Here is a 26,913-nt window from a genome sequence, read left to right on the forward strand (position 1 = left end):
TTGAGCTGCCGGTTGCGGGGAAAGGGAGCTTATTAACTTATTACTACTATTTTTGTCGATTCAACCAACAGGGTGACATATGAATCCAGCTCGTTTACTTTTAGTCGTGCCATGCTACAATGAAGAGGCAATCTTGTATCGGACGTACGCTAAATTAAACACCTACTACAACGGCATCAAGGAGCAGGGCCTCATTGCTGAGGACAGCCGCATTTGTCTTGTGAATGACGGCAGCCGGGACAAAACCTGGTCGATCATCGAAGACATTTGCAGCAAGGATTCCAATATCATCGGTGTCGGGCTTTCCCGGAATTTCGGCCACCAGAGCGCTATCATGGCCGGTTTGGAGCAGCATGTGAATGATTACGACTGTTTTATCACGATCGACGCCGACTTGCAGGACGATATCAACGCTATTACCGCCATGATCGAAAAGCACCGCGAGGGCGCGATGGTCGTGTACGGCGTGCGCGGCGACCGCAGTTCTGATAGCTGGTTCAAGCGGGTTACTGCCGAAGGCTTTTATGTGCTCATGCAAAAAATGGGCGTCCCGGTGGTATTCAATCATGCGGATTTCCGTTTGATGGACCAGCGCGTACTCAAAGAGCTTGGAAACTTCCGGGAGATCAATATGTTCCTCCGGGGCATTGTGCCGTTGATCGGTTTTAAAAACGAAAAGGTGTTTTACAGCCGCCTGGAACGTGAGGCGGGCGAGACCAAATACCCGCTCAGCAAAATGCTGCTTTTTGCCTGGAACGGCATTACCTCGTTTTCTACATTTCCGATGCGGCTGGTGCTGTATTTCGGGTTTGCCAATTTCTTTATCGCGATGCTGATCGTCGTGTACATTCTTTTTTCATACATGATCGGTCATACAGTGGCGGGGTGGACGTCGACTATGCTGCCGCTCACATTTTTCAGCGGATTTAATATGATGGCGCTTGGCCTGATCGGGGAGTATATCGGTAAGATTTATGAAGAAGTAAAAGGCCGTCCACGCTATATCATAGAAAAAATTGTCAATGAATAGATTTTATAGAAAATACCGGGTTGTCGGCAACTGGGCGAATATCCTGCTGATGCTGACCGTACTGGTGCCTTTGCTGGCGCTTTCGTACTTCAACCATCCGTCGCCGGCGGACGATTTCTGTTACATTTTTACAGTATTCAAAATAGGCTGGTTCGAGGCCATGAAACTGTACTATACCGAGTGGACAGGCCGCTACTTTGGAATATTCCTCAACCACACGAGCCCGCTGCTCTTCCATTCGATCATCGGTTTTAAAGTATTGCCGGTCATATTGCTGCTCGGGATGGTTTTCGCATTGTACAGCCTCTTCCGGCACCTAACGCCCACATTATCGCGATTGGCCCATTTGGGGTTTGCGGGTGTGGTTTTCTTCCTGTATATCCTCAAAATGATGAGCATTTCGGAAGCATTCTACTGGATGGCGGCATTTGTGACCTACACGGTTCCGAATATCCTGACATTGCTCTGGATTGTACTTGTGCTCCGCTGGTACCGCCAGGACACGCAGCCTGCGAAGCTGTTTGTCGCTGCGCTTTCGGGCTTTTTGATATTTGCGGTAATAGGTAGCAGCGAAACAAACCTGCTGATCATGGTGCTGCTTGTAGGCGCGTGGCTCGCTTACCGAGTGCTTTTCCACCGGAAAGTCGATGCATTTATGGTTTCGATGGCTGTGATAACGGCGCTTTCCTGTTATTTTTACTTTGCATCGCCGGGTAATGCAGCGCGTATCGGCGGTAACCCGTTGGGTGGTAACATTCCTTTCTCGGTAGTTTCTTCATTTAAAAAACTGGCCTACCTGGGTTTTGACTGGGTTTTCCGGACGCCGTTGATATTCTTTACACTGGCCTGGCTTTTTGTACTTTCACGGCTTTCGGAAGGTGCGCGAAATTACTTCTCCATTCCGGTGTGGTATGCCGTATTGCTCTTTATCGGCGTGTTGTCGGCGCAATTGTTTCCTTCCTATTACGGAGTGGGGATCGAGCCGACGCCGCGTGTCATCAACTGCGTGTATTTCTTTTTTCTGATCGGTTGGTTTTATGTCATCGGAGTGCTTTTTCATTATTTCAAAAAGCGGAAGATTACCGTTTTGACTCTGACCGCCATGCGGTATGGCATCGTTTGCGCGATACTAGTGGCGTCGGTGGTGCTTTCGTTTGTCCGCAGCAGCAATGTGAAAATGATGTATACCGATCTGCTGAAAGGCAAAGCGGCCGCATTCGACAAGGAAATGTACCAGCGTTATGCATTGATCAAGAACTCGCCGGATGACATTTTGTACCTGCCGCCCATCCGTTCGAAACCGATGACGATTTTCCTCGACGACGACATTAAAACCGACCCTACCCACTGGTGGAACAAATGCACCGCGGGTTATTTTGGGAAGGAAGCCATTTACATGAAAGACACTGAAGGTGGACAACAGCAATAAAAAGCCGCTTTTCTTCCTGGTAACGGCGGTGCCCGTGGTATTGTGGATAGGAGTGATCCTGTACTACTCAGTAAACCTGCCCTGGTACGACGATTTTGACCCGTTCCCCGATTTTCTGCACAAATGGATCACCAGTAATTCATTTCCGGAACGTCTGAAACTACTTTTTCAGCCCAATAACGAACACCGGATGGTGGTGGGTAAGCTGGCTACACTCGTTTACTATTGGGTTACAGGACATCTCGATTTTAGTTTCCTGCATATTGCTGCGGCACTTTTTACATTGGGTACCCTGGCGGTGTTCTGGCGCGCGTTCAAGCGCTCCACTCTGAGCATATGGTATTTCCTGCCCGTGCCGTTTTTGCTTTTCCAGCTTCAATACCATTTGATTTTCCTTTGGGCTATATGCGGTTGGCAGCATCAGCCTGTCGTTTTCTTTGTGGTACTATCGATGTTTTTACTCTCGGGCAAGCGCTATGCGGGTGCACTGCTTGCAGGTGTGTGCGCTACGTACGCGATGAGCAGTGGGATTTTCGTTTGGCCGGCGGGTGTAGCGGTACTTCTGCTCCGGTCGCAGTACAAACAATTGGCTGTCTGGATTCTGGTGGGTGCCGTGGCAGTAGGATTGTATTTCTACGGCATGTCAGCGCAGGGTAACGAGTCGAGCTTCGCGTTTTTTGTCAAAAATCCGCATTTATCGGTTCTCGGCTTTTTTACATTCCTGGGCGGCTTGTTCGATTTCTTTCCTGAAAAAGACATTGTTGTGCGCTCGGCATTACCGGTGATGATGGCCTTCGCGGTTATGATCTGGGTGGTAATCTGGCTTTGGCGGCAAGTTACACCCTGGCTCGCCCGTACATTTGGTTGGTTCAAAAGCGGTCCGGCCGTTGTTCAGAGTGAAGGTACCAGCAATCTGAATGCATTTTTACTCGGTATTTTGAGCTTCCTGCTCGTGGAGGCGCTGGTGATCGGCCTGTTACGTCCCCGGTTCGGTTTTTTTGTCATGATAGTGAGTAACTACAAGATATATCCGGCTCTGTTCCTGATTGTTACCTATTTGTCGTTTGTGGTTTCAACTCAAAATCAAAACGTGCGCAAGCTTGCATTGCGAGGGGCTGCTGCGATAGGCTTGGTGATTTGGGGCATATCCATTTATTCGTATTTGCCGGTGATTTCGGAGCGCAGGAAATACTATACTGTGAATGGCTACAACCAGGAGCATAATGGTTTCGGACTGGGCCATGTTCCTTATTCGGAAGGCGCCCGGTATGTGGATAATGTGATGAAGTACCTGGTAAAAGCCGGTGTTTACAAATACCCGGAAGAAGGGAATGAGCTCGGTCGGCAGGTGAATGCACTCACGACGGCATTCCCGGTTGAAAGGCAGGTAACCGTCACACATCGCGAAAAGGGCATTTATGTGAACGATCCGGAAGGAACGATCTCCCCGTCGCGTTCGAATGGCGAATATGCATTCGTGCGCAATGGAGAACGCCTGTATTTTTTCAAAATGGAGCCGCATAAGTACACCGGCCGCAACTTTTTCAAGCAGTACGACAAGGGTTTTGACATTGAAATACCGCATTCATCCCTGTTGCCCGGAACGTATGATCTGGGAATCGTGAACGTGGAAGGTGCCGCTCTCAATGGCGGTGTTCTTGGAAAAGTGACAATACCTTAAATAACAGAATGTTTCGATAATAGACCGAAAGGTGTATTTTTGCCTCTATTGGTCATTGAAAAACTCAGCATATTGAAAACTCCTCAAATTTCAATCGTCGCGCCGCTATATAATGAATCTGAGACGCTTCCGCTTCTGATACAGCGTATCAACGCGTTAATGGACGCCAGCCCGCTTGCTATTGAAGTGGTTTTGATCGATGATGGAAGTAAGGATGACACGGCGCTTAAAATCAGGCAGGTAGCTTTGACAGACGAGCGGTATCATGGTGTTTTTCTATCGCGCAACCATGGTCACCAGCTTGCATTGACAGCGGGTATTTCTGCCGCACGCGGCACGGAGGCGCTCTTTGTGATCGATGGCGATTTGCAGGACCCGCCGGAGCTATTGCCGGAATTTTACAAATTGTTGCAGGAAGGAAATGACGTCGTTTACGCTGTCCGCAAGAAACGAAAAGAGGGCTTTGTCAAACGGATGGGTTACTACTGGTTCTACCGCATTCTTCGTTCGATTTCCTATGTAGATATTCCGCTCGACAGCGGTGATTTTGCATTGATCAGCCGAAGGGTAGTCGATGTTTTGAATAAAATGCCTGAGGAAAGCCGCTACCTGCGCGGAATGCGTTCCTGGATCGGTTTCAAGCAGATCGGATACGAGTACGAGCGCGACGCGCGCATCGCGGGGGAATCCAAATATACTTTCAAACAGCTTTTCAGGCTGGCTTACAATGGAATTTTCAATTTCAGTGAATTTCCCATCAAATTCATGAGCCGGGTGGGCATGACGGCCATTGTAATTTCGTTGATCTATTTCGCGACCGTCGTAGTCAAAAAGTTGTTTTTCGCCCACGTGATCGAGGGTTTTGCAGCCCTGCTATTTGTCATCATCCTGTTCAGCGGGGTGCAGTTGCTGGCGCTGGGCATTATTGGAGAATATGTGCTCCGGATTTTCTTTCAATCCAAAAACCGTCCCCTGTTCATTATCAAAGAGGAAATAGTCAACCGGGAGTACATTTGACCTGATGGATTTTCATTCGATTCAATTTGCAGTTTTCTTTATAGTAGTCACACTGGCGTATTTCAGCCTGTCGTGGACCGGGCGTTGGGTGCTTTTGCTGCTCACCAGCTGCTATTTTTATATGGTTTTCAAACCGGTATTCATCCTGATCCTGTTTGGAACCATCGTTATCGACTACTTTGCCGGGATCTGGATTGAGAAATCACAGGAGCAGAAGCAAAAAAAACTGCTGCTCATCATCAGTCTGATCTCCAATATCGGTATCCTCGCTTTCTTTAAATACTACGATTTCGTGCAGGATTCGGTGAATACCATTCTCAGTAACCTGGACCTACGGCCGATGTTTCCTGCATTCACGCGCATCGTTCCCGGCCCGATCGCCGAGTGGATGACTACCGGGAGTGGTAAGTTGTTGTTACCCATTGGTTTATCGTTTCACACATTCCAGGCGATGAGCTACACCATCGAGGTGTATCGCGGCAACCAAAAGGCCGAAAGGCATTTCGGGATTTACGCATTGTATGTGATGTTTTACCCGCAGCTTGTGGCCGGACCTATCGAGCGGCCGCAGAACATGCTGTTCCAGTACCACTCGTTTTTTAAATATGATTTCGAGCAGGTGAAGGAAGGGCTGATGCAAATGGCCTTCGGCTTTTTCAAGAAAATGGTGATCGCCGACAGGTTGGTGATGCTCGTGGATGCAGCGTATCAAAATCCGGCGGAACATAATGGGCTAACGCTCATCGTAGCCACGGTTTTCTTTGCATTCCAGATCTACTGCGATTTCTCGGGGTACTCCGATATTGCCATTGGTGCGGCTCGTGTGATGGGTTTCACGTTGATGGACAACTTCAAAACGCCATATGTTTCCAAATCCATTTCAGAGTTCTGGGGCAGATGGCACATTTCGCTTTCTTCGTGGTTTAAGGACTACCTCTATATTCCTCTCGGCGGCAATCGCAAAGGCGAGTGGATGAAATACCGCAACCAGTTTATCGTGTTCCTCGTGAGCGGACTCTGGCATGGCGCGAGCTGGAACTACGTAATTTGGGGCGCATTGCATGGTTTTTACCAGGTGGCAGCATCCCTGCGCGATAAATGGTTGAAAAAAGCGGGCATTGAAATACCCAAAAATCGGATTACTAACACGCTGAGTGTCGTTTTTACATTCGCGCTGGTGACTATTACCTGGGTTTTCTTCCGGAACGACAAAGCGCCGGTAGGACGTTCATTCATGATTTTGAAAAAAATGGCCGGCTTCTCATTCTCGGAACCCTTGCAAACGCCTATGAACCATCTGGAAATGTGGTTCTGCGTGTTACTGATCATTTTCCTATTGATTAAAGAGCATTACTACCTGAAAATCCCTACGCGGAACACAACCGTATTCTTCCTATTGTTTCCGCTGATCCTGCTGGCGAACTACTTTTTGGGTGTTGTATCCGAAAACCAGTTCATTTACTTCCAATTCTAAAGGAAAAGATTGCCGCAACATTTGCACTTATTTATTTGTTACTCAATTTTTGAGGAACTACCTGACGTTCTTATTACCGATTAAGTATTTATTACAATGTACGAAGTAACATCCGACAACAGGCTCAAAAGCCTGATCGTAGTAGGCGACCGTGTTTTGATCCGCCCCAAAAGCCCCAGCGACCGTACCAACAGCGGTCTCTACCTGCCTCCGACCGTAACCGAAAAGGAACAGGTGCAAACCGGTTACGTGATCAAGGTTGGCCCGGGTTACCCTATTCCTGTGGCCGTGGAAGACGAGCCCTGGAAAGAGACCGAAGAAAAAGTAAAATATATGCCTTTGCAATCCAAAGAAGGCGACCTGGCTATTTACCTCCAACGCAACGCCATCGACCTCGAATACGATGGGCAGAAGTACGTGATCGTTCCGCAGTCGTCGATACTGATGTTGGAGCGGTCGGAGGATTTGTTTGAATAGTCTGACGTGGTCAAGTGTGGTCAGATGTAGTCAAGTATTGTCATGTGTGGTCATTTATTGTTAAAAAATCTCTCTCAAATTTCATTAGCCACCTTGGCAATACATGACTATCAATGACAACACCTGACTACGTCTGACTACATTTGACAACACCTGACTACATTTCGCCACACCTGACTTGATAAAAACGTCACACATAACAGCAACAACGCATGAAATACAACTTCCTGGGCAACACCGGCGTGCTCGTTTCCGAGCTCTGTTTCGGGACGATGACTTTTGGTGGAGATGGTTATTTTGAAGTAATTGGAAAAGTGCAGCAGGATGAGGCGAATGTACTGGTGAAGACGGCTCTGGATGCTGGGATCAACTTTTTCGATACCGCCAATGTGTATTCTTATGGCAAATCGGAGGAGATCCTGGGGCAGTCGTTCAGGACGCTGGGTGTGAAACGCAGCGATGTGGTTGTTGCTACCAAAGCCCGTGGCCGGATGGCGCCTGGCGCGAATCAGGTGGGGCTGTCGCGGCTGCATATTATGGATTCGGTGAATGAAAGTCTGGTCCGCCTCGGTACCGACCATATCGATCTGTTCTATATTCACGGCGTGGATGCGGAAACGTCCCTGGAAGAAACCATGCGTGGGCTGGAAGACGTCGTGCGCTCGGGCAAGGTGCGTTACCTGGGCGTGAGCAACCATGCGGCGTGGCAGATTATGAAGGCCAATGGCATTGCCGAGAAAAATGGCTGGACGAAGTTTGTGGCTTGCCAGCATTACTACACCATCGCCGGCCGCGACCTGGAACGCGAGCTAATCCCGATGATGAAAGATCAGAACCTGGGATTAATGCCTTGGAGCCCACTGGCAGGCGGTTTTTTGTCCGGGAAATATACCCGCAACAGTGAATCGACCGGTGAAAACCGCCGCGATAACTTCGACTTTCCGCCGGTGGATAAAGAGAAGGCTTACGACATCATCGATGTTATTCAGCCCATCGCGCAGACGCACGGGGTTTCCGTGGCGCAAATCGCATTGGCATGGCTGCTTCATCAGAAAGCTGTGACCAGCGTGATCATCGGAGCAAAAAAGCCGGAACAATTGGCTGACAATATCGCTGCTACGAACGTGGTACTGGCCGCCGACGAGCTGGACCAATTGAACAAAATCAGCGCATTGAAACCCGAATATCCGCAATGGATGATCGAACGGCAGTCGCGCGAACGCATTCCGGGTAAGCCATGACGAAGCACCTGCGAAACATATGTATGCGCCTGCTCGCCACAGTCGCCTATGCGCTCGCATTACCTGCTCACGCGCAGGAGCGAAGCGTTGCCATTACCATCGATGATGTACCGAATGTACATTTATATGGAGCGGATGGTCATTCATCCAGGTTGTTGAAAAAGCTGGACTCTTTAAACCTGCCAATTGCGATTTTTATCAACGAAGGACATTTGAAGCAAAACCAGGATTTAGAGCAAAATAAAAGACTGCTCCAAAGCTGGATTTCAAAGCCTTACATGACCATCGGAAATCATAGCTATTCGCATCCGAATTATGGTGAAATAGGTTTTGATGCATTCAAAGAAGACGTTTTAAAGGGAGAGGAACTGTCACGAAAGATGGCCGGGGATGTGGGGAAGAAACTGGAGTACTTCCGGTTTCCTTTTAATGGCATGGGTAAGGACAGTACCGAACAGGCGAGAATGCGGGATTTTCTGACTGAACATCAATACATTTCAACTCCATTTACCGTCGAAAGTGAGGACTGGCTGTTCACACAGCTTTACGAAAAGGCTTTGAAAGAAGGTAAATTCGAAGAAGCAAAGGCGATCGGCAACCGTTATGTAGATTTGAGCCTGAAACTTTTCGACCACTTCGAGGGCGTAGCAATCAAAGCGACAGGCAAGCCGATCAAACAAATTTACCTATGCCACGACAACCAGCTCAACACGGATTATCTGCCGGTTCTGGTTCAAAAACTGAAAGAAAAGCAATACCGGATGGTCAGCCTGGACGAAGCGATGGCTGATCCGGCTTACAAGTTGCCATTACATTATCATGGAAACTGGGGCTTCTCGTGGGTATACCGATGGGTTAAGGATGTAAGTGAGCGTCGTTCGCTTATGCAAAAAGAGCCGTCGGATAAGGAAGCGCAGCAGGCCTATGAAGCATTGACAAAAAGCAAGAAATAGCGCATTAAAAAAGCACGCCTTTGAGGGGCGCGCTTTCGAAATGTCTTTATTATGAACTAACCTTAGATAACGCGTACGTTAACTGCGTTTAGGCCTTTTCTTCCATTTTCTACTTCGTAAGACACTTTGTCGTTTTCACGGATATCGTCCTGAAGACCTGAAACATGAACGAAAATGTCTTTCTCTCCTGATGATGGTTGAATGAATCCGTATCCTTTTGATTCATTGAAAAACTTAACTGTACCTTCTGCCATTAGAATTGATCTTATTATTTGTAAAGACCAAATTTAGACATAAAAAGCAGATATACAACATTAAACTTTCTTTACCTTAGAATTATTCCAATATATCAGAATGCGTTTTATATCATGCCGCTAGTCCACTATAAATCAAAAATATCCCCTTACTGGCTTCCAAACGGGCATTTTCAGAGCATTTACCCTGCGCTCTTCCGGCAGATAAACGGTATAAAATATTTTCGTGAAAAAATTGTAACTCCTGATGATGACTTCCTGAATCTGGACTGGTCATATGCCGGAAACGACGGCTCGAAACCACTCGTGATCCTCTCTCACGGGCTCGAAGGAAACACCACGCGCCAGTACATAACGGGCATGGTTAAACTCCTGAACCGCCACGGGTTCGACTGCCTCGCCTGGAACTTCCGGAGCTGCGGCGGTGAAATGAACCAGACGGCCCGATTTTACCACAGCGGTGCTACGGAAGATCTGGACGCGGTGGTGCAGAATGCATTTGAAAAGGGCTATGCTGATCTGCGGTTGATGGGTTTTAGCCTGGGAGGAAATCTGACCTTGAAATACCTCGGCGAACAGGGCGCTTCGATTGATAGCCGCATTAAAAGTGCGATCGTATTCAGTGTACCGATGGATCTCAAAGCATGCAGCCTGTCGATTATCGAGCCCCGTAATCAGATCTATATGCGCCGTTTTTTGAATACATTAAAACCCAAAGTGGTGGAAAAGGCACGTTTCTTCCCGGAAAAAATCAGCCTGGACGACCATCAGTTGGTGAGGACGCTATATGATTTTGACGACATCTACACGGCGAAGCTGCACGGCTTCAAAGGCGCCGATCACTATTATGCCAAATGCAGCTCGAAGTTTTTCATCGAACCGATTTTCGTGCCGACGATAATCGTGAATGCAGAAAATGACCCGATCGTCCCTTTCGAAAGCCTGCCTCTCGACATGCTCCGGTCTCATCCTAATGTGACTTTGCTGGCCACAAAAGACGGCGGGCACTGCGGCTTTCGCCCCGCCCGCCTTACCGACGAGTTCTATTGGTCAGAAAAATACGCCCTCCATTTTCTAACTACCCTGTCACCATTCCCTAACTACACCTGACAATCCCTGACCATCTCCTGGCCACACCTGACTAATTCGAGCAAGCCGTTCACATTCGCCCCGACTTCGTCGAGTAAGAAAACTGTTCCAAACATTATTTTGTTAGCAACATATACCAATAGATTTTGGTAATTTTGTGGCCTGTTTCAAACAGGTCGGACCCTTAGCGATTAAAATTCCGTTAACTCGATCATTTTTCAGTTATTCCCCGTTTCATGTCCACATTAACTCTCAATCCAGCACCGTACATTATCATTGATTTCGACAGCACGTTCACGAAAGTGGAAGGGCTCGACGAATTGGCCGCGATCGCCCTCAAAGGCCATCCGGAGCGTGATCAGATTGTTCAGAAGATTTCTGATCTGACCAACAAGGGTATGAATGGCGAAATGTCGTTTGCGGATGGTCTGCGCCAACGAATCGCCTTACTGAAAGCTAACCGTTCGCACATCGAAGAACTGGTTTCCTTTTTGAGAACCAAGGTTTCGGATTCATTCAAGCGTAATACGCAGTTTCTGAGGGAGAATGCGGAGCAGATTTTTATCGTTTCCAGCGGGTTTAAGGAGTTTATCGTTCCCGTGGCTACTGAGCTCGGCATTCTGGCCGACCATGTGTACGCCAATGAGTTCGTGTTTGACGAGGAAGGAAATATCGTGGGGATCGACGAGGAAAACGTGTTGTCGATGGACGGCGGAAAGATCAAAATCCTTTCTGCTCTGAACCTTTCAGGAGACGTGTACGCGATCGGTGATGGCTATACGGACTATGAATTGAAGGCCTCCGGCCTTGCCAATCGTTTCTATGCATTTACAGAAAACGTCGAGCGCCCGAAAGTAACCGCGGTAGCGGACCACATCGCTACTTCATTCGACGATTTTCTTTATGATAATAAATTCAGCAGAAGCCAGTCTTACCCCAAAAGCCGTATTAAGGTATTGCTCCTTGAAAACGTGCATCCGGTAGCGCGTAAGGCATTTGAGGAAGAAGGTTTCAATGTAGAATTCGTAAAAGGCGCCCTTGATGAGGACGAATTATGCGAGCGTATCAAGGACGTATCTATTATAGGTATCCGTTCTAAAACGACTATTACGAAGCGCGTTCTTGAAAACGCGAACCGTCTGATGGCGATCGGTGCATTCTGTATAGGTACCAACCAGATCGACCTCGACGAGGCTGCTAAAAAAGGTATCGCGGTATTTAACGCGCCATACAGCAATACCCGTTCTGTGGTGGAGTTGGCAGTAGGCGAGATGATTTTGCTGATTCGTAATATCGTTGGCAAAAGCAATTCCATGCATAAAGGTATTTGGGACAAATCTGCGAACGGCAGCTTCGAGATCCGTGGCAAGAAGCTCGGGATGGTAGGTTATGGCAGCATTGGTACACAGCTTTCGGTCGTAGCCGAGGCGCTGGGTATGGATGTGTATTTCTACGATGCGGTTGAAAAACTGTCGATCGGAAATGCGAAGAAAGTGAATACACTTGAAGAGCTTCTGGCAATGTCCGACGTACTGAGCTTGCACGTGGATGGCCGTAAGGAAAACACCAACATGATCGGCAAACGCGAGTTTGACCTCATGAAAGACGGTGTGATCTTCCTGAACCTCTCACGCGGGCACGTGGTCGACATCAAAGCGTTGGCCGATGCCGTGAAGAGCGGTAAAGTGGCCGGAGCAGGTGTAGACGTTTTCCCGAAAGAGCCGAAAACGAACGATGAAATGTTCGAAAGCGAGCTGATGGGCCTGCCAAACGTGATACTGACACCGCACATCGGTGGCAGTACCGAGGAAGCACAGGAAAACATCGGCCATTTCGTGCCTTCCAAATTGCTGGAATTCATGAACAATGGTAGCTCTTACGGCAGCGTGAACTTCCCTGAAGTACAACTGCCGAAGTTGAAAGATTCGCACCGCCTCCTGCACATCCACGCGAATGTACCGGGTGTGCTGGCGAAACTGAACCAGATTTTTGCCAAAAACAATATCAACATCACTGGGCAATACCTCAAAACCAATGAGCATATCGGCTACGTGATCGTGGATATTGCCAAAGATTATACAGAAGAATTTATTCAGGAAGTGAAAGAGGTCGAAGGAACGATCCGTTTCCGGATGCTTTACTAAGAAATGATTGGGATGGTCAGCCGGTTCGCGGCTGACCATTTCAATTTCACGGCGATTCAATCACCTACTCACTTATTTCACCGGTGTTCCGGTCATTATCCATGTCATTAACATTTTTCACTCCTGGTCCGGCCGCTCTGTACCCGACATTCGAGCAGCATTTAAAAACTTTCGTCGAAAACCAACTCGGTTCGATCTCGCACCGCAGCCAGCAGTACCGCGACTTGCACAAATTCACGGTCGATCAGCTGCGTACGCTCCTGAACGTGCCCGATACGCATGCGATCCTTTTCCTCGGTTCTGCTTCTGAAGCTTTTGAACGCATTCTGTTCAGTACGGTGGAATTGGAAAGCTTTCACCTGGTAAATGGCTCGTTTTCCAAAAAATTCTGTGAATATTCAAGTGCGCTGAACAAGTATGCCCACAAGTTTGAAAAACCAATGGGAGAAGGATTCCTGGCGGTTGATGTGGAAGTGCCTGAATATGCTGAATTGATCGCGACGACGCATAACGAAACCAGTTCGGGCGTTCAGATGCCGGTGGCAGAGATCCATAAACTGAAACAGAACAATCCGTCGAAGTTTATCGCGGTGGACATGGTGTCGTCCGCGCCTTACCCGGCGCTGGATTACAGCATTATCGACACGGCGTTTTTCTCTGTACAAAAAGCATTTGGTTTGCCGGCTGGCCTGGGCGTCTGGATCGTAAGCGAGCGATGCCTGGAAAAAGCAAAGAACATTCGGAATACCTATTCCATCGGCGCGCACAACGATTTGCCAACGCTTTGGAAGAACGCGCTGAACAACGAAACACCCGCGACGCCGAATGTGATGCTCATTTACCTGCTGGGTAAAATCGCAGAAGATTTCAATCGGGTCGGTATACAAAATATCCGTAAAGAGACTGAGCACAAAGCAGATTTGCTTTACAAGTTTATAGAAAAGACAGCCGGTTTCTCTGCATTCGTAAAAGAGAAAGCGCTCCGTTCGCAAACTGTGGTCGTGACGGATACGGAGGCTCCTTCGGCCGATATTATCAAGGCTATCAAAGAAAAAGGCATGGTGATCGGCAGCGGTTATGGCGCTGGCAAGGCAACTCAGCTCCGCATCGCCAACTTCCCTGCGACGTCACTGGAAGAAACCGAAAGGCTGATCCACGAGCTCGGCAAGCTCTGAAAAATAGCTTGTAGAATAGCGTTACCAAAAGGGTGGCAGAACGTAACAATGTTCGGCCACCCTTTTCTTTTTTACAATGAAGCGTAACGACATACTATGGAAATCGATATTGGAGGACATTTTTGATGATTTCCTCAAATTCTTTTTCCCCAATGCTGAAATCCTTTTCGACTTCGAAAAAGGTTTCGAGTACCTCGACCAGGAGCTCGATCAACTATTCCCGCCAGAGGCAGACACTTTTGCAACCCGGTATGTAGATAAGCTGGTAAAAGTGCATTGCCGCTCCGGCGCCGAAGCCTGGCTGCTGGTGCACATTGAAGTACAAGGCTACCGCGACGAAACTTTCCCCGACCGGATGTTTACCTATTACTACCGCATCTGGGACAAGCACCGTAAACCCATCACCGCATTTGCGATCCTCACGGACGATTGCAGGCATTTCCTACCTGCCCAGTTTGAGCAGGCTTGCCTGGGTACGAGCATTTGTTTCCGGTTTAATAGTTATAAGGTGCGGGATCAATCGGAGGCGGATTTGGAGGCTAGTGATAACCCGTTTGCACAGGTTGTTTTGGCGGTAAAGCTCGACTTAACGGGCAAGCGCTATTCGTCTATGGAATTATACCGTTTGAAAATTAGTCTGGCTAAGAGGCTATTACGACGGGATTTTTCGAAAAAGAAGATTGCAAAATTGCTCCATTTTTTGAAACTTTATGTTCATCTGGGAAACGATGAGCTTAATGAGGAGTTCAAAGCTGAAATAAGTAGAATGATCAATCCAGACCCATTACCTATGACAATCGAGGAAGCTGTTATTTACATTGAGAAAGAAGAGGCCAGGGAAAAAGGAATCGCGCAGTGGGCACTCGCACGCAATACTATCATTGTTAAGAATCTCCTTCGGGAAACGCAGTTTACCGAAGAGGAGATCGCACGGCTGGCTGATGTTTCTATTGAATTTGTACAGGAGATCAAGCAAAAGGCTTGACGATAAAATACAGAACATTCCAAAGCTGCCCCACCAGGCAGCTTTTTTCATAAATAACTGATAGCCGAGGTACGACAGCCGAAGTTCTAATGGTATTTTAAGGATAAATTTTTAGCTTTATGCTTTCTTACGAAAACAGACAGAAGCGGTGATGCAGATTGCTACCTCAACAGGGGAAACCAAAGATCATGATCTATGGCAAAGGATTCGCGTGGGCGATGAGCAGGCCTTTACCGCGATTTTTGAGAGATACCACCGCACACTTTACAATTACGGCAGCAAGCTTTCAACGAATTCCTCATTGGTAGAAGACGCGGTTCAGGATGTGTTCATCGATATCTGGCGGTTACGGCACAATCTCACAGAGAACGTTACCTCGGTTAAATTCTACCTCTATCGCGCATTGCGTCGCCGCATTCACGTGGCGCTCGACAAGTTTCCTTCAACGGAGGAAATCAGCGAACTGGATGATGAGGATACGCCCGCAAACCACACCCATTCGGAAGCAATCCTGATCGAGGCGGAATCCTCTTTCGCACGGGCGCAACGTATACAGGAGTTGCTTGCGCAATTGCCCGAACGCCAGCTTGAAGCGCTTACGCTGCGCTATTTCGATGAATTCAGCATTGATGAAATCGCGGAGATCATGGGCGTCAATGAGAAGTCTGTCCGTAATTTCATCTACAAAGCATTGACATCCCTTCGCCAGAGCCGGGAAATACTACTGATTTCTTCCCTGATTTTCTGGATGTTACTATTTTTTTAAAATTTTTCTTCAAAAAATTTCATTTTGAAGAGGTCAAATCCGCATTTCGTCGCTCTGTACTATTGAACGACGATAACTGCATCCCGCGAAGCATGAAGCATGATCCTTATTCTCTGACCGAACTGATCAGAAATGAAGAGTTTATCGCCTGGGTAATGCATCCCGACGAACTCAGCGACCGCAAATGGCGGGCGTTCCTGGAAAAGCATCCCAGGAAACGCAAAACCGTTGAATCCGCACGGGAGTATGTTATTCTGTTGGCGAAGGACACAGGCAGGCACCAGCCTACCCAGAAGCAAAGCGACAGAATGTGGAGTATCGTCGAAAGTCACATGCACGATGAGGCACCGAAAACCCAGGAACCAGAGGCCGTTTTCAAAACGAGCCGCGGGCAGGGATGGCGCTGGGCACGCGTGGCAGCGTCGGCGGCACTGATCCTGAGCATTGGTTCGGTGAGTTACTGGTTCTATTACAAAAAGGCAGACGGTCCATTGCAGGAGGTAGCTGTACGCGGGGAAACTGAACTGCCCAATACGATCCAGAAACACAATGACACCGACAAGCCAATGACGGTATTGCTGGAAGACGGTAGCTCGGTTGTATTGCAGCCTGGCGGCAAGATTAGCTACTCGGAAGGCGTCAACAAAAAGCGAAGAGAGGTTACTTTGACCGGAAAGGCATTTTTTGAAATCGTAAGAAACAAACAAAAGCCATTCCTGGTGTACAGCTACGGCCTGGCTACGAAAGTGCTTGGCACAAGTTTCACCATTGATGCTTCTTCGGAGAGCAAGGATATTAAAGTAGAAGTGCGAACGGGTACAGTTTCGGTATTTTCGATCAATAATTTGGATAACAGTCAAAAGGAAGCCGTGCTGGATAAGCCCGAATTGGAGGGCGTGACGCTGAATCATGATCAGCGGATCGCGTTCTCGAAGGAGAACGGTAAGATCATTCCATTGCCTGCTGCTGCGGCGGTGGTTTCGGACAAAGACGTTTCAAAACAGCATTTCGTGTTTGATGAAACCCCGATGTCGGAGGTGTTCCGAATACTGGAAAACGCCTACAATGTCCGGATCGTTTACGACCGGGAAAAGATGGGCACTTGCCCGCTGAACGCGACTTTGATCGGGCAGCCCTTGAAAGAAAAGCTCGAAGTGATCTGCAATGCGCTGGATGCGCAGTTCGAAGTGGCCGATAACCAGATAACGATCCTGGGAAAAGGATGTAAGTAGTTTAGAGACCCGACATATTAACATTTTACCCTGAACGCCGCCTATGACGTAACGCTACCGTATTGCCTGAAAATAAAAAAGACCAGCCATGTTCCAGCATGACTGATCCGGGTTCCCCAACAGTAACGGACATTACTGCACATCCATTTGGACGATGGATGAACCGGGGAAGACTTCGTTGAATAATCTCCTTAAACAACAAATTCATTCAAAAATATGAAAAAAGTTCGACGACCTGAAGACTTTCTCATCAAGCTCATGCGAATCACATTAATGCAATGTATCCTGGCTGGCCTGTTTGCAGGCATCACGTGGGCGAACGACGGGAGAGCTCAATCTGCATTGAGCCAGAAGGTTACCGTTGACATCCGGAACGAGGAGATCAAGACGATCTTCGCGCAGCTGGAAAAGCAGACCAATGCCAGATTCATATTTAGCTCAAAATTGATCCAATCCGACCGCCGGGCTTCAGTGAAGGTTAAAAATGGCTCACTATCGGCTGTTTTGGACGCCTTGCTGAAACCACTGGAACTGAATTATCGGATCAAGAATGACCTTATCGTGATCAAACCCGATCATCCCGAACAGGCTGCCAAAATGGCTTCAGAAGAAGTTCCGGTGGTGGAATTCAGTTCTGCTGCGGTGGATAAGGCCATCTCAGGTGTGGTAAAAGATGAAACCGGTGCCGGGTTACCGGGTGTGAGCGTTGTTTTAAAAGGCACGCAAACCGGTACATCGACGGACGAAAAAGGTAAATACTCGGTCACGGTCCCAAACGGCGAGCATATTCTGATATTCTCTTTTGTGGGCTTCCTGTCGCAGGAAGTGACGGTTCCATCCGGCCAAAGCATATTGGATATCACGCTGAAAGTGGATGACAAGGCGCTGGAAGAAGTGGTCGTGGTGGGTTACGGTACACAAAGAAAGGAGTCACTGACAGGCGCGATCGCCACGGTGACGAGCAAAGATATCGAGCGCGTTCACGGCGGCTCGACGGTCAGTTCGGGTCTGGCAGGTAAGATCCCCGGTGTGACATTCCGGATGCCGGATGGCCGTCCGGGTGCGAGTGCCAACATTCAGATCCGTAACATGGGCAACCCGTTGTTCGTAATCGACGGCATTCAACAGGATGCGGGCCAGTTCAACAACATTTCTCCTAATGACATTGAAAGTATTTCAGTATTAAAAGACGCTTCGGCGGCTATTTATGGGGTCCGCGCGGCGAATGGGGTGGTGGTTGTCACGACCAAACGTGGTAAAATGGGAGCCAAGAATACAGTGAGCCTGGATGCCTATATGGGCTGGCAGAACTGGTCGCGGTTCCCAAACGTGGTGAACGATTCGTACCAATGGATGTTAGGGAAAGCCGAAGCGGAAATGAACCAGTACGGCAAAACGTCCATCACCCAGGCTGAACTTGAAAAGTACCGCGTAGGTACCGAGCGTGGTTATCAGACGTTTAATTGGAAGGATTTTATTGTTCAGAAGAACTCTCCGCTTAACTCGGTGAACCTGAACATGACCGGCGGTTCGGACAAGATCAACTATTACATTTCAGCAACAAGACTACATCAGAACTCGGTATTGGGCCGCGAGTTCACTTTTGACCGCACCAACATCCAAAGTAACGTCGATGCGAAAATCACCGACCGTCTGAAACTGGGTGTGCAGATCAACGGTCGTATCGAGAAGCGTGATCAGCCTGGTATCCCTGGCGGTGACGACTATTGGCTCCCACGTTTCGCTATCCTGCGTAACCGCCCGTTCGAGCGTCCGTACGCGAACGATAACCCCGAGTATCTGAATGATATCAAGCACAATGAGACGAACTGGGCCTACAACAATAAAAAATTAGGGGGTTACTGGACTGAGTTCTGGCGTGTTTTGCAAACCAATTTCTCGGCTGAGTACCAGATTCCAGGAGTGAAAGGACTCAGTGCGAGAGGAATGTACTCCTACTACATTGCCGATCGCGTGATGAACGGCCACGAGTATACTTACAAGGCTTATACCTACAACCCGACCGACGATACCTACACTGTTACAGGTGGTAGTACCAACCCGTGGCGGGAACGTGGCACCCGCAAAGTAATGCGCAATGTGTACCAGGGACAACTGGCTTATAACAACACTTTCGGCAAGCACACGGTAGGCGCAACCTTCGTTTCCGAATGGCAGGATGAGCGCGTGCAAGACCAGTGGGTACACGCGGTTCCTAAAACAAATGTTCTCCCGCTGATCTACTTCCCGACTGTGGATACCTACAATGACAGCGATACGGAACTTGCACGTATAGGGTATATCGGTAGAATGAATTATGATTACGCCGGCAAATATTACCTCGAAGTTTCGGCTCGCCGCGATGCTTCCTGGAAGTTCGCTCCGGATCGTCGCGTGGGTTACTTTCCATCGGCCTCGGTGGGATGGAGAATTTCGGAAGAAGGTTTCTTCAAAAAGCTGATCGGCGAGCGTAGCATCCTGGATGACTTGAAATTCAGAGGGTCTTATGGCATCCTTGGGGATGACAACATTCTTTTCAACAATGATCCCAACAGACCATTAAGCCCGTACGCTTACCTGCCTGGTTATGATTATAATAAGGGCAATGTAATTCTGAGCGGTAATGCGGTGGTTACAAGCCGTGATAAAGGCCAGATCATCAATAACATTTCCTGGTTCAAAAGTAAGATCACGGATGTCGGCGCGGATTTCTCTTTCCTTGGCACCAAAATTACCGGTAGCGTCGATTATTTCTACCGCCTGCGCACTGGCTTGCTGGGCCGCAAGTACGACATCCTCGTGCCGAGCGAGTTGGGCTATTCATTGCCGGACGAAAACGTGAACAGCGACTCGCAACAGGGATGGGAAGGCGCGCTTACTTACAATGGCAAGGCGGGTAATATCAACTACTCCATCGGCGGAAATGTGTCGTTCTCGCGAAGCAAATTCGTGTCGTCATACAAGCCGATCTTCAACAACTCGTGGGACCGTTACCGGGCTTCCGGCGAAGATCGTTACACCAATATTTTCTGGGGACTCGAAGCGATTGGTCAGTTCCAGTCGACGCAGGAAATTGCAGAATATCCTGTCAACATCGACGGACAAGGCAATCGTACATTGCTGCCGGGTGATTTGATTTACAAAGACCTCAACGGCGATAATGTGATCGACGGATACGATCAGCGCCCTATCGGATACAATGCTACCGGCCAGCCGAATGTCAATTTCGGGTTGAACTTCTCCGTAAGCTGGAAAGGCATTGGCTTCGTGGCTGACTTCTCAGGCGGCGGCATGTACACCTGGAACCAGAACTACGAACAACGTTGGCCATACCAGAATGAGGGCGCATTGAACAGCATTTTCCTTGACAGATGGCACCGCGCCGATCCGTTCGATGTGAACAGCCAGTGGATTCCCGGTAAATACCCGGCGCTGCGTTACAACGACAAAGACCATAGCAATAACAGGAATTCCACTTTCTGGGTGCATAATGTCAAATATATCCGTGCAAGAACGATCGAGCTCAGCTATTCGCTGCCGAAGTCGGTGCTGGAAAAACTGAAAATGTCGCGCGCCCGGTTCTACATCAATGGATATAACCTGTTTTCTATCGACAACTTGAAGAAGTTTGGTGTTGACCCCGAAATTCAGGATGACAACGGATTACAGTATCCGCAGAACAAATTCGTGAATGTAGGCATCAACCTATCTATTTAAACCGATTGGAATTCAACATGAAAAAGATATTTCAAATACTATCGATTGCTGTATTGACGCTGGGTTGGAGCTGTAACGACGACGAATTCCTGAACCGTCCGCCTACCAGCCAGCTTTCTGAGGATCAGATCTGGACAGACGAAGGGCAGGTACTGTCGGTACTGGGCGATTTGTACAACCGTTACGTGGATCTTTCAACCTTTAAAACCATTAACGACGTGCCCGGCTGGATGACTGTGAGTGACTTCAATGAGGCATTCTGGTCAGAAGCAGGCCGTTATAACAACTTCCAGAACAGCGGCTGGGATGTGCGGTCATGGAGCGCTTGGGATTATGGCTATATCCGCGAAATGAACCTGTTTATCCAGAAATGTACTGCGGCCGAAAAGCTAGCCCCGGCCGTTCGGGAACGCTACCTGGCCGAAGCACGCTTTTTGAGAGCATCCTACTATTTCGAACTCGTGAAAAGAATGGGTGGCGTGCCGCTGATTCTCGAACCGATGGTGTACGATTTCAGCGGCGATCCTTCTTACCTGCAACATCCGCGTGCGAAGGAATCGGAGATTTATGATTTTGTAATTAAAGAGGCTGAGGAAATTAAAGACAAATTGCCGGCCAGCGTGGCTGAGAAATCGCGTGCTACCAAAGCTGCGGCATTGGCGATGGAGGTTCGTGCTGCTATTTACGCGGGTTCTATTGCAAAATATGGCGTGAATACTCCTCAGGTTTCATTGCCTGGCGGCGAGGTCGGTATTCCGGCGAACATGGCCAATGGTTATTACACCAAAGCGCTGGCGGCTGCGAAAGAGATTATCTCTGGAAATGCGGGGGCCTATGCTTTGTATACCAAAAAGCCTGATCTGTCCGAAAACTTTGCCAGCATTTTTTACGACAAGGCGAATAACCCCGAGGTCATTTTTGTAGAGGATTTCAAATTGCAGAGCGGAAAGGTGCATTACTTCACCGGTTGGAACCAGCCCCGCTACGGTGCAGAGGAAGAGGAAGGCGGCCGCATTAACCCGTCGCTGCAATTAGTGGAAGCATTTGAAAAACTGGATAATACCTTCGCACCGATCCCGACTAACAATGCAAACGGAACACCCATCTACTACAATGAGCAAACTGACATCTTCGCTGGACGCGACGCCCGCCTCGCCGGAACGGTAATGCTGCCGGGAACTACTTTCAAAGGTCGCAAAGTCGATATTTGGGCAGGTTACCAGCTGGCAAACGGCACGATTATCAGCGGGGACGACCGCGGTGCGCAAAAAACGCTGCCCGGCAAGACAGTACCCGAGCAAGTCGTAGGTTTCGACGGCCCTATCGACGGATTTGAATTCACTGCCCAAACGGGTTTTTACCTTCGCAAGTACCTCGATCCCGTCGTAGGCTCTGGCCAACGCGGGGTGAACAGCGAGGTGTGGCTCGTTCGCTATCGTTTTGCAGAAGTGCTTTTGAATGCCGCTGAGGCCGCATTTGAATTAGGCCAGGCAGCAGAAGCGGCGGGTTATATGAACCAGGTCCGCGCACGCGCCGGATTGGTAACGCCTTTGAAAGCGTCAGAAATCAATTTCGACCGCCTCGTGCACGAGCGGCGCGTAGAGTTCGCATTCGAAGGGCACCTTTTGTTTGATATGAAAAGATGGCGCATCGCACACCAGATCCTGGACGGCAATGCAATTACTGCTGCGGAACTTTCGAAAGACCTTGGAAAAGCTACCAAGCGCAATACGCAGCCATGGGGACTGTGGTCGTACAAAATCTACGACCCGGGCTCGCCCAACAATGGCAAATGGATTTACAAGCAGGTTAAACTCAGCCGCGTAACCGGAGCAGACCGCTTCCAACTTGGAAACTACTATTCGTATATCGACGACGCCATCATCAGTAACAACCCCAAGCTCGTCAGAAATCCCAACCAATAGGCCATCACATTCAAACGATACGATATCATGAAGATCAGATTTCATATTATGCCGCTTGTCGCGATGGTAGCGCTTGTGTCGGCTTGCGAAAAGGATAACTATACCGAGCCCAAATCCAAGCTTTCAGGCAAGATCGTCTACAAGGGCGAGCCGGTGGGCGTGGAGGAAGGCCAGGTTCGCCTGCAACTCTGGCAGCCGGGTTTTGGAAAGCTGGCGGCCATCGATGCGCCTATTTCGCAGAACGGGTCCTATTCAGCCCTTTTGTTTGACGGAAATTACAAACTGGTTTTCCCCAAAAACCGCGGGCCATTCAAGACGATCGTGAAAGACGCCGCTGCCAAAGATACTGTGTTCGTGAAGCTGGCAGGTAACCAGGCGCTCGATGTGGAGGTAATGCCGTACTACATGATTCGCACGCCGCAGTTTTCGGGGGGCGAGAGCAAGGTGAACGTTTCCCTCAAACTTGAAAAAATCCTGACCGGTGCCGAGGGTAAAGACATCGAAAGGGTCTCATTATATGTGAACAAAACCGATTTTGTTGCGCGCGCTACCAACGTGGCTGTGACCGACGTACCCGGGGCCGACATTAAAGACCTGAACGCGATCAACCTCACCGCCACCGTACCTACGCTTTCGCCCGCCCAGAACTACGTGTTTGCCAGGGTCGGTGTGAAGATCAAAGATGTGGAGGACATGGTTTTTTCACCGGTCCAGAAAGTCAATTTGTAAGGATTGATCCCAATACTAAAACCGAAACTTTTCTTTAAAACCAATTTGAATGAGGAATTACATTGCACTTCTGCTTGTCGGGCTCATGGCGCTGGCATGTGCAAAAAGTAAAACGGCGGGGCCGACCGTCGGGGCACTGACCGTTAAGGCCAGTGCTTCCAAAGGCCGCAGGGCCGAAGTATTGTTCCTGGGGCACAACAGCAAGCATCACGATTCGGGTAAATACGCACCCTGGCTGTCGGTCAAGCTGTTCAAAAGCGGCATTAACATGTCGTACTCCACTAATCCGGGTGATATTAACCCCGAAAACCTGGCGAGGTATGACGGGCTGATCATCTACGCCAATCACGATTCGCTCTCGCCTTCGCAGGAAAGCGCCATGAAGGCATTCGTGGAAGGCGGCAAAGGACTTATCCCGATCCATTCGGCTTCGGGCTGTTTCAGGAATTCTTCCTGGTATATCAAAACAATAGGCGGCCAGTTTGCTTCCCATAAGACGGGCTCATTTAAAAACATTATTCTAAAACCGGAACACCAGGTCATGAAGGGCATTACGGACTTTCAGACCTGGGATGAAACTTATGTGCATAAAAACCTGAACCCCGACAAAACCGTGTTGGGCGAGCGGGTAGAAGGCGACGTGCATGAGCCTTACACGTGGGTGCGCAACGAGGGTAAAGGCCGTGTATTCTACACCGCATACGGGCACGAGGACAGCACCTGGACCAACAAAGGCTTCCTCGACCTGGTCAGAAACGGCGTGCTATGGGCCATCGGCGATCGGGTACAAGCGCAAATTGCCGCATTGAACCTGCCCGAGGTGGACATTTACAACTCTGATACCATTTCGCACTACACCAGGCGACATGTGGTGCCGAAAATGCAGGAGTCACTTTCACCGGCCGAATCGAACAAGCTGACGCAGGTCCCGCCGGATTTTGAAATACAACTTTTCGCATCCGAACCGGACATTACTAATCCGATTGCCATGTCGTGGGATGAGCGTGGGCGGCTTTGGGTCGTGGAGTCGGTCGATTACCCTAATACGTTCAAGGAGACCGACGGCGCTTCCAACGACCGCATTAAAATTTGTGAGGATACCAATGGCGATGGCAAGGCCGACAAGTTCACTGTCTTCGCCGATAAATTGAACATTCCTACCAGTATGGTTTTTTCCAATGGCGGCGTGATCGTCTCTATGGCACCGGATTTCGTGTTTCTGAAAGACACCAACGGCGACGATGTGGCCGATGTACGCGAGGTGATCATGACCGGCTGGGGCAAAAACGACACCCATGCGGGGCCATCGAACCTGCAATATGGGTTTAACAACAAAATCTGGGGCGTGCTGGGCTACTCGGCATTCAACGGCACCATTGATGGTAAGAAGATGAGCTTCTCGCAGGGCCTTTACAATTTCAAGCCGGATGGAAAAGAATTTGAATACCTCGGCAGCAGCAGCAACAACACCTGGGGGCTGGGCTTCACCGAGGATAACAACGTATTCCTTTCAACTGCCAACAACACTCACAGCGCATTCTTTTCAATGCCCGGCCGGTTAATGCAACGCACATTAGGCGAAGAGCAACCGACAGTACAAGCCATTCAGAAAATAGACGGGCATTACGACGCCCACGCCGTCACGCCCAACCTTCGCCAGGTAGACGTGATAGGAGGGTTCACTTCCGCGGCCGGTCACCATTTTTACACAGCCCGGAACTACCCGAAAGAATACTGGAACCGCGTCGCATTAGTGACCGAACCGACAATCCGTTTGATTCATAAAGCCATCCTCGAACCGGACGGCGCAGGTTTTAAGGAAAAAGACGGCTGGAACTTCATGGCCAGCTCCGACGAATGGTTCGGCCCCGTACAAGCCGAGGTAGGCCCGGACGGGGCGGTATGGGTAGCCGACTGGTACAACTTTATTATCCAGCACAATGTGTTCGTACCGGCGCAATCGCCTTCGAAATTTATCCTGCCGTTTGAGGAGCAGCCGCACGGGCCGGGTAATGCATTTAGTAGCCCAATGCGTGATTTGAACCACGGCCGCATTTACAGGATCGTTTACAAGAACGGCAAGAAATCGCCTGCATTGAAACTCTCCAAAGACGACCTGCCGGGACTGGTGGCCGCATTGGAGAATGATAATATGTTCTGGCGTATGACCGCCCAGCGTTTGCTCGTGGAATCGAAAAAACTGTCGGTGCTGCCGGATTTGTATAAAATCATTAATAATCCAAAAGTGGATGAAATAGGCTTGAACAGCCCTGCTGTACACGCATTGTGGACATTGCACGGCCTTGGGGCACTCGACGGCTCGAATGCAGAAGCATTGCAGGTAGCGAGCAAGGCATTGAGCCACCCGGCACCGGGCGTACGTAAAGCAGCGGCGAGCGTGTTACCCAAACAGGCGCAAAGTTTTGAAATACTCGAAAAGAGCATGAAGGATGCCAACCTGAACACCCGCCTGAGCGTATTCGTGGCCATTGCCGAACTGCCAGCTTCCGAAAAAGCAGGGGCAGCCATTTACCAGGCATCCCTCGATGAGCAGAATGCCAAAGACCCCTGGCTGTCACGAGCTATTCTCGCAGCGGCTATTCAGCATGAGAAGGGCTTTCTCGGAGCGGCAGATAAGCAATCACAACCATCCGCATTGACGGCGCAGGTTACTGAGGCACTAAGCAAAGAAATTTATCCACTGGGGAGAAGGAACACGTTGCAATTCCCGCCGGATGTTTCGGGCAAGGAAATCACCATCCGTGCAACCGTTACCAAGGGCCGCGACCGGGCATTGCAAGGCTTCATCGCTGGTCAGGGCGGGAAAGATGGTGGTTATGCATTGTACATCCAGGATGGCAAGCTCATCATGGCCGTCAAACAGCACGGAATGCTAAGCAAAGCAGCCACCACAGAGCCGCTGCCCGACAAGTTTGACGTCGTAGCAAGGCTTACACAAGGGGGCAACATTCGTATTGCAATCGATGGAAAGGAAGCGGCCACCGGCAAAGCGCACATGCTTTTCAACGCGCCGCTGAGCAATTCGGTACGCTCGGGCGAGGATATGGAAGGCGAGGACAAAATCGGGGATTACGAAGGCCGGTTCGGGTTTGTGGGTAATTTCCAAAAAGCCTCCCTCGAACTGAACCGCCCGAATGAAGGGGAGAGCAATGCAGTTTCATCGATCCAATCGGGTCCAAAGGCCGTTGCTTCCAATGCAACTGTGATTGAGCTGAAAGTGGAAAAGGAAATTATGCAATATGACAAAAAGCTGATCACCGCGAAGGCAGGGCAAAAGGTGGTAATTAACCTTGAAAACCCCGACGGAATGCAGCACAACCTGCTGATCATCAAACCGGGAACGTTGCAGAAAGTAGGTAAGGCAGCGGATGAGCTTCTTAGCAACCCAAAAGCCGCTGAAATGCAATATGTTCCAAAAATTCCGGAAGTGTTGTTTGCGACAAGACTGGTGAATTCGGGTGAGACGGTTACGCTCGAAATAACGGTGCCTAACGAACCTGGCGATTATCCCTACGTGTGCACATTCCCGGGCCACTGGCGAGGAATGAACGGCATCCTGCGGGTAACGAAGTGA

General features: G+C 49.3%; 19 protein-coding genes. 18 read left to right on the top strand and 1 reads right to left on the bottom strand.

The genetic code is table 11. The features are described from left to right. Positions 1 to 79: 79 nt before the first annotated feature. From AC2YIT_RS11400 to AC2YIT_RS11435, 8 genes are all read left to right on the top strand, one after another. Entirely contained in the window at positions 80 to 1,030 is a 951-nt protein-coding gene (locus AC2YIT_RS11400) for a glycosyltransferase family 2 protein (RefSeq protein WP_430844753.1), read from the top strand. Then, positions 1,023 to 2,459: a DUF6056 family protein gene (locus AC2YIT_RS11405; protein ID WP_487279247.1), complete on the top strand. Its 1,437-nt coding sequence runs from the start codon at positions 1,023 to 1,025 to the stop codon at positions 2,457 to 2,459. The genes AC2YIT_RS11400 and AC2YIT_RS11405 overlap by 8 nt, the downstream gene beginning before the upstream one ends. Continuing rightward, entirely contained in the window at positions 2,443 to 4,140 is a 1,698-nt protein-coding gene (locus AC2YIT_RS11410; RefSeq protein WP_487279248.1) for a hypothetical protein, read from the top strand. Before AC2YIT_RS11405 ends, AC2YIT_RS11410 begins: the two co-directional genes overlap by 17 nt. A gap of 72 nt (positions 4,141 to 4,212) precedes the next feature. Continuing rightward, positions 4,213 to 5,157 carry a glycosyltransferase family 2 protein gene (locus AC2YIT_RS11415; RefSeq protein ID WP_430844759.1) on the top strand — a complete coding sequence of 315 codons (945 nt, stop codon included), beginning with the start codon at positions 4,213 to 4,215 and terminating at the stop codon, positions 5,155 to 5,157. Between the two features lie 4 nt (positions 5,158 to 5,161). Then, positions 5,162 to 6,631, top strand: coding sequence for an MBOAT family O-acyltransferase (locus AC2YIT_RS11420; protein WP_487279249.1), 1,470 nt, complete (start codon positions 5,162 to 5,164; stop codon positions 6,629 to 6,631). Positions 6,632 to 6,727: 96 nt separating this feature from the next. Then, positions 6,728 to 7,108 (top strand): co-chaperone GroES, encoded by a 381-nt coding sequence (locus AC2YIT_RS11425; RefSeq protein ID WP_430844762.1) that lies wholly within the window; start codon positions 6,728 to 6,730, stop codon positions 7,106 to 7,108. Positions 7,109 to 7,320: 212 nt separating this feature from the next. Then, on the top strand, positions 7,321 to 8,349 hold the full coding sequence (locus tag AC2YIT_RS11430; RefSeq protein ID WP_430844764.1) for an aldo/keto reductase: 1,029 nt from the start codon (positions 7,321 to 7,323) through the stop codon (positions 8,347 to 8,349). Then, positions 8,346 to 9,302, top strand: coding sequence for a polysaccharide deacetylase family protein (locus tag AC2YIT_RS11435; protein WP_487279250.1), 957 nt, complete (start codon positions 8,346 to 8,348; stop codon positions 9,300 to 9,302). The genes AC2YIT_RS11430 and AC2YIT_RS11435 overlap by 4 nt, the downstream gene beginning before the upstream one ends. Before the next feature lie 62 nt (positions 9,303 to 9,364). Here AC2YIT_RS11435 and AC2YIT_RS11440 read toward each other — a convergent pair whose 3' ends face one another. Further along, positions 9,365 to 9,556 carry a cold-shock protein gene (locus AC2YIT_RS11440; protein ID WP_090386381.1) on the bottom strand — a complete coding sequence of 64 codons (192 nt, stop codon included), beginning with the start codon at positions 9,554 to 9,556 and terminating at the stop codon, positions 9,365 to 9,367. A gap of 114 nt (positions 9,557 to 9,670) precedes the next feature. On the opposite strand from AC2YIT_RS11440, the gene AC2YIT_RS11445 reads away from it, so the two are divergent. From AC2YIT_RS11445 to AC2YIT_RS11490, 10 genes are all read left to right on the top strand, one after another. Continuing rightward, positions 9,671 to 10,666: a YheT family hydrolase gene (locus AC2YIT_RS11445; protein ID WP_430844768.1), complete on the top strand. Its 996-nt coding sequence runs from the start codon at positions 9,671 to 9,673 to the stop codon at positions 10,664 to 10,666. A 215-nt stretch (positions 10,667 to 10,881) separates the two neighbouring features. Next, positions 10,882 to 12,789 (top strand): phosphoglycerate dehydrogenase, encoded by a 1,908-nt coding sequence (gene serA, locus AC2YIT_RS11450; RefSeq protein ID WP_430844769.1) that lies wholly within the window; start codon positions 10,882 to 10,884, stop codon positions 12,787 to 12,789. Between the two features lie 101 nt (positions 12,790 to 12,890). Next, the gene (locus AC2YIT_RS11455) at positions 12,891 to 13,964 is read left to right on the top strand and encodes an aminotransferase class V-fold PLP-dependent enzyme (RefSeq protein ID WP_487279251.1); all 1,074 of its coding nucleotides are present in this window, start codon (positions 12,891 to 12,893) and stop codon (positions 13,962 to 13,964) included. 76 nt (positions 13,965 to 14,040) lie between these two features. Further along, positions 14,041 to 14,949, top strand: coding sequence for an RpnC/YadD family protein (locus AC2YIT_RS11460; RefSeq protein WP_487279252.1), 909 nt, complete (start codon positions 14,041 to 14,043; stop codon positions 14,947 to 14,949). A 151-nt stretch (positions 14,950 to 15,100) separates the two neighbouring features. Next, the gene (locus tag AC2YIT_RS11465) at positions 15,101 to 15,715 is read left to right on the top strand and encodes an RNA polymerase sigma factor (protein ID WP_430844773.1); all 615 of its coding nucleotides are present in this window, start codon (positions 15,101 to 15,103) and stop codon (positions 15,713 to 15,715) included. A gap of 92 nt (positions 15,716 to 15,807) precedes the next feature. Beyond that, positions 15,808 to 16,947, top strand: coding sequence for a FecR domain-containing protein (locus tag AC2YIT_RS11470; protein WP_430844774.1), 1,140 nt, complete (start codon positions 15,808 to 15,810; stop codon positions 16,945 to 16,947). 216 nt (positions 16,948 to 17,163) lie between these two features. Next, entirely contained in the window at positions 17,164 to 20,664 is a 3,501-nt protein-coding gene (locus AC2YIT_RS11475) for a TonB-dependent receptor (protein ID WP_487279253.1), read from the top strand. Positions 20,665 to 20,681: 17 nt separating this feature from the next. Then, on the top strand, positions 20,682 to 22,589 hold the full coding sequence (locus AC2YIT_RS11480) for a RagB/SusD family nutrient uptake outer membrane protein (RefSeq protein WP_430844777.1): 1,908 nt from the start codon (positions 20,682 to 20,684) through the stop codon (positions 22,587 to 22,589). Positions 22,590 to 22,616: 27 nt separating this feature from the next. Then, positions 22,617 to 23,318, top strand: coding sequence for a DUF3823 domain-containing protein (locus AC2YIT_RS11485; RefSeq protein ID WP_487279254.1), 702 nt, complete (start codon positions 22,617 to 22,619; stop codon positions 23,316 to 23,318). Positions 23,319 to 23,367: 49 nt separating this feature from the next. After that, positions 23,368 to 26,913 (top strand): PVC-type heme-binding CxxCH protein, encoded by a 3,546-nt coding sequence (locus AC2YIT_RS11490; protein ID WP_487279255.1) that lies wholly within the window; start codon positions 23,368 to 23,370, stop codon positions 26,911 to 26,913.

Source organism: Dyadobacter sp. SRI_021, assembly GCF_057586235.1.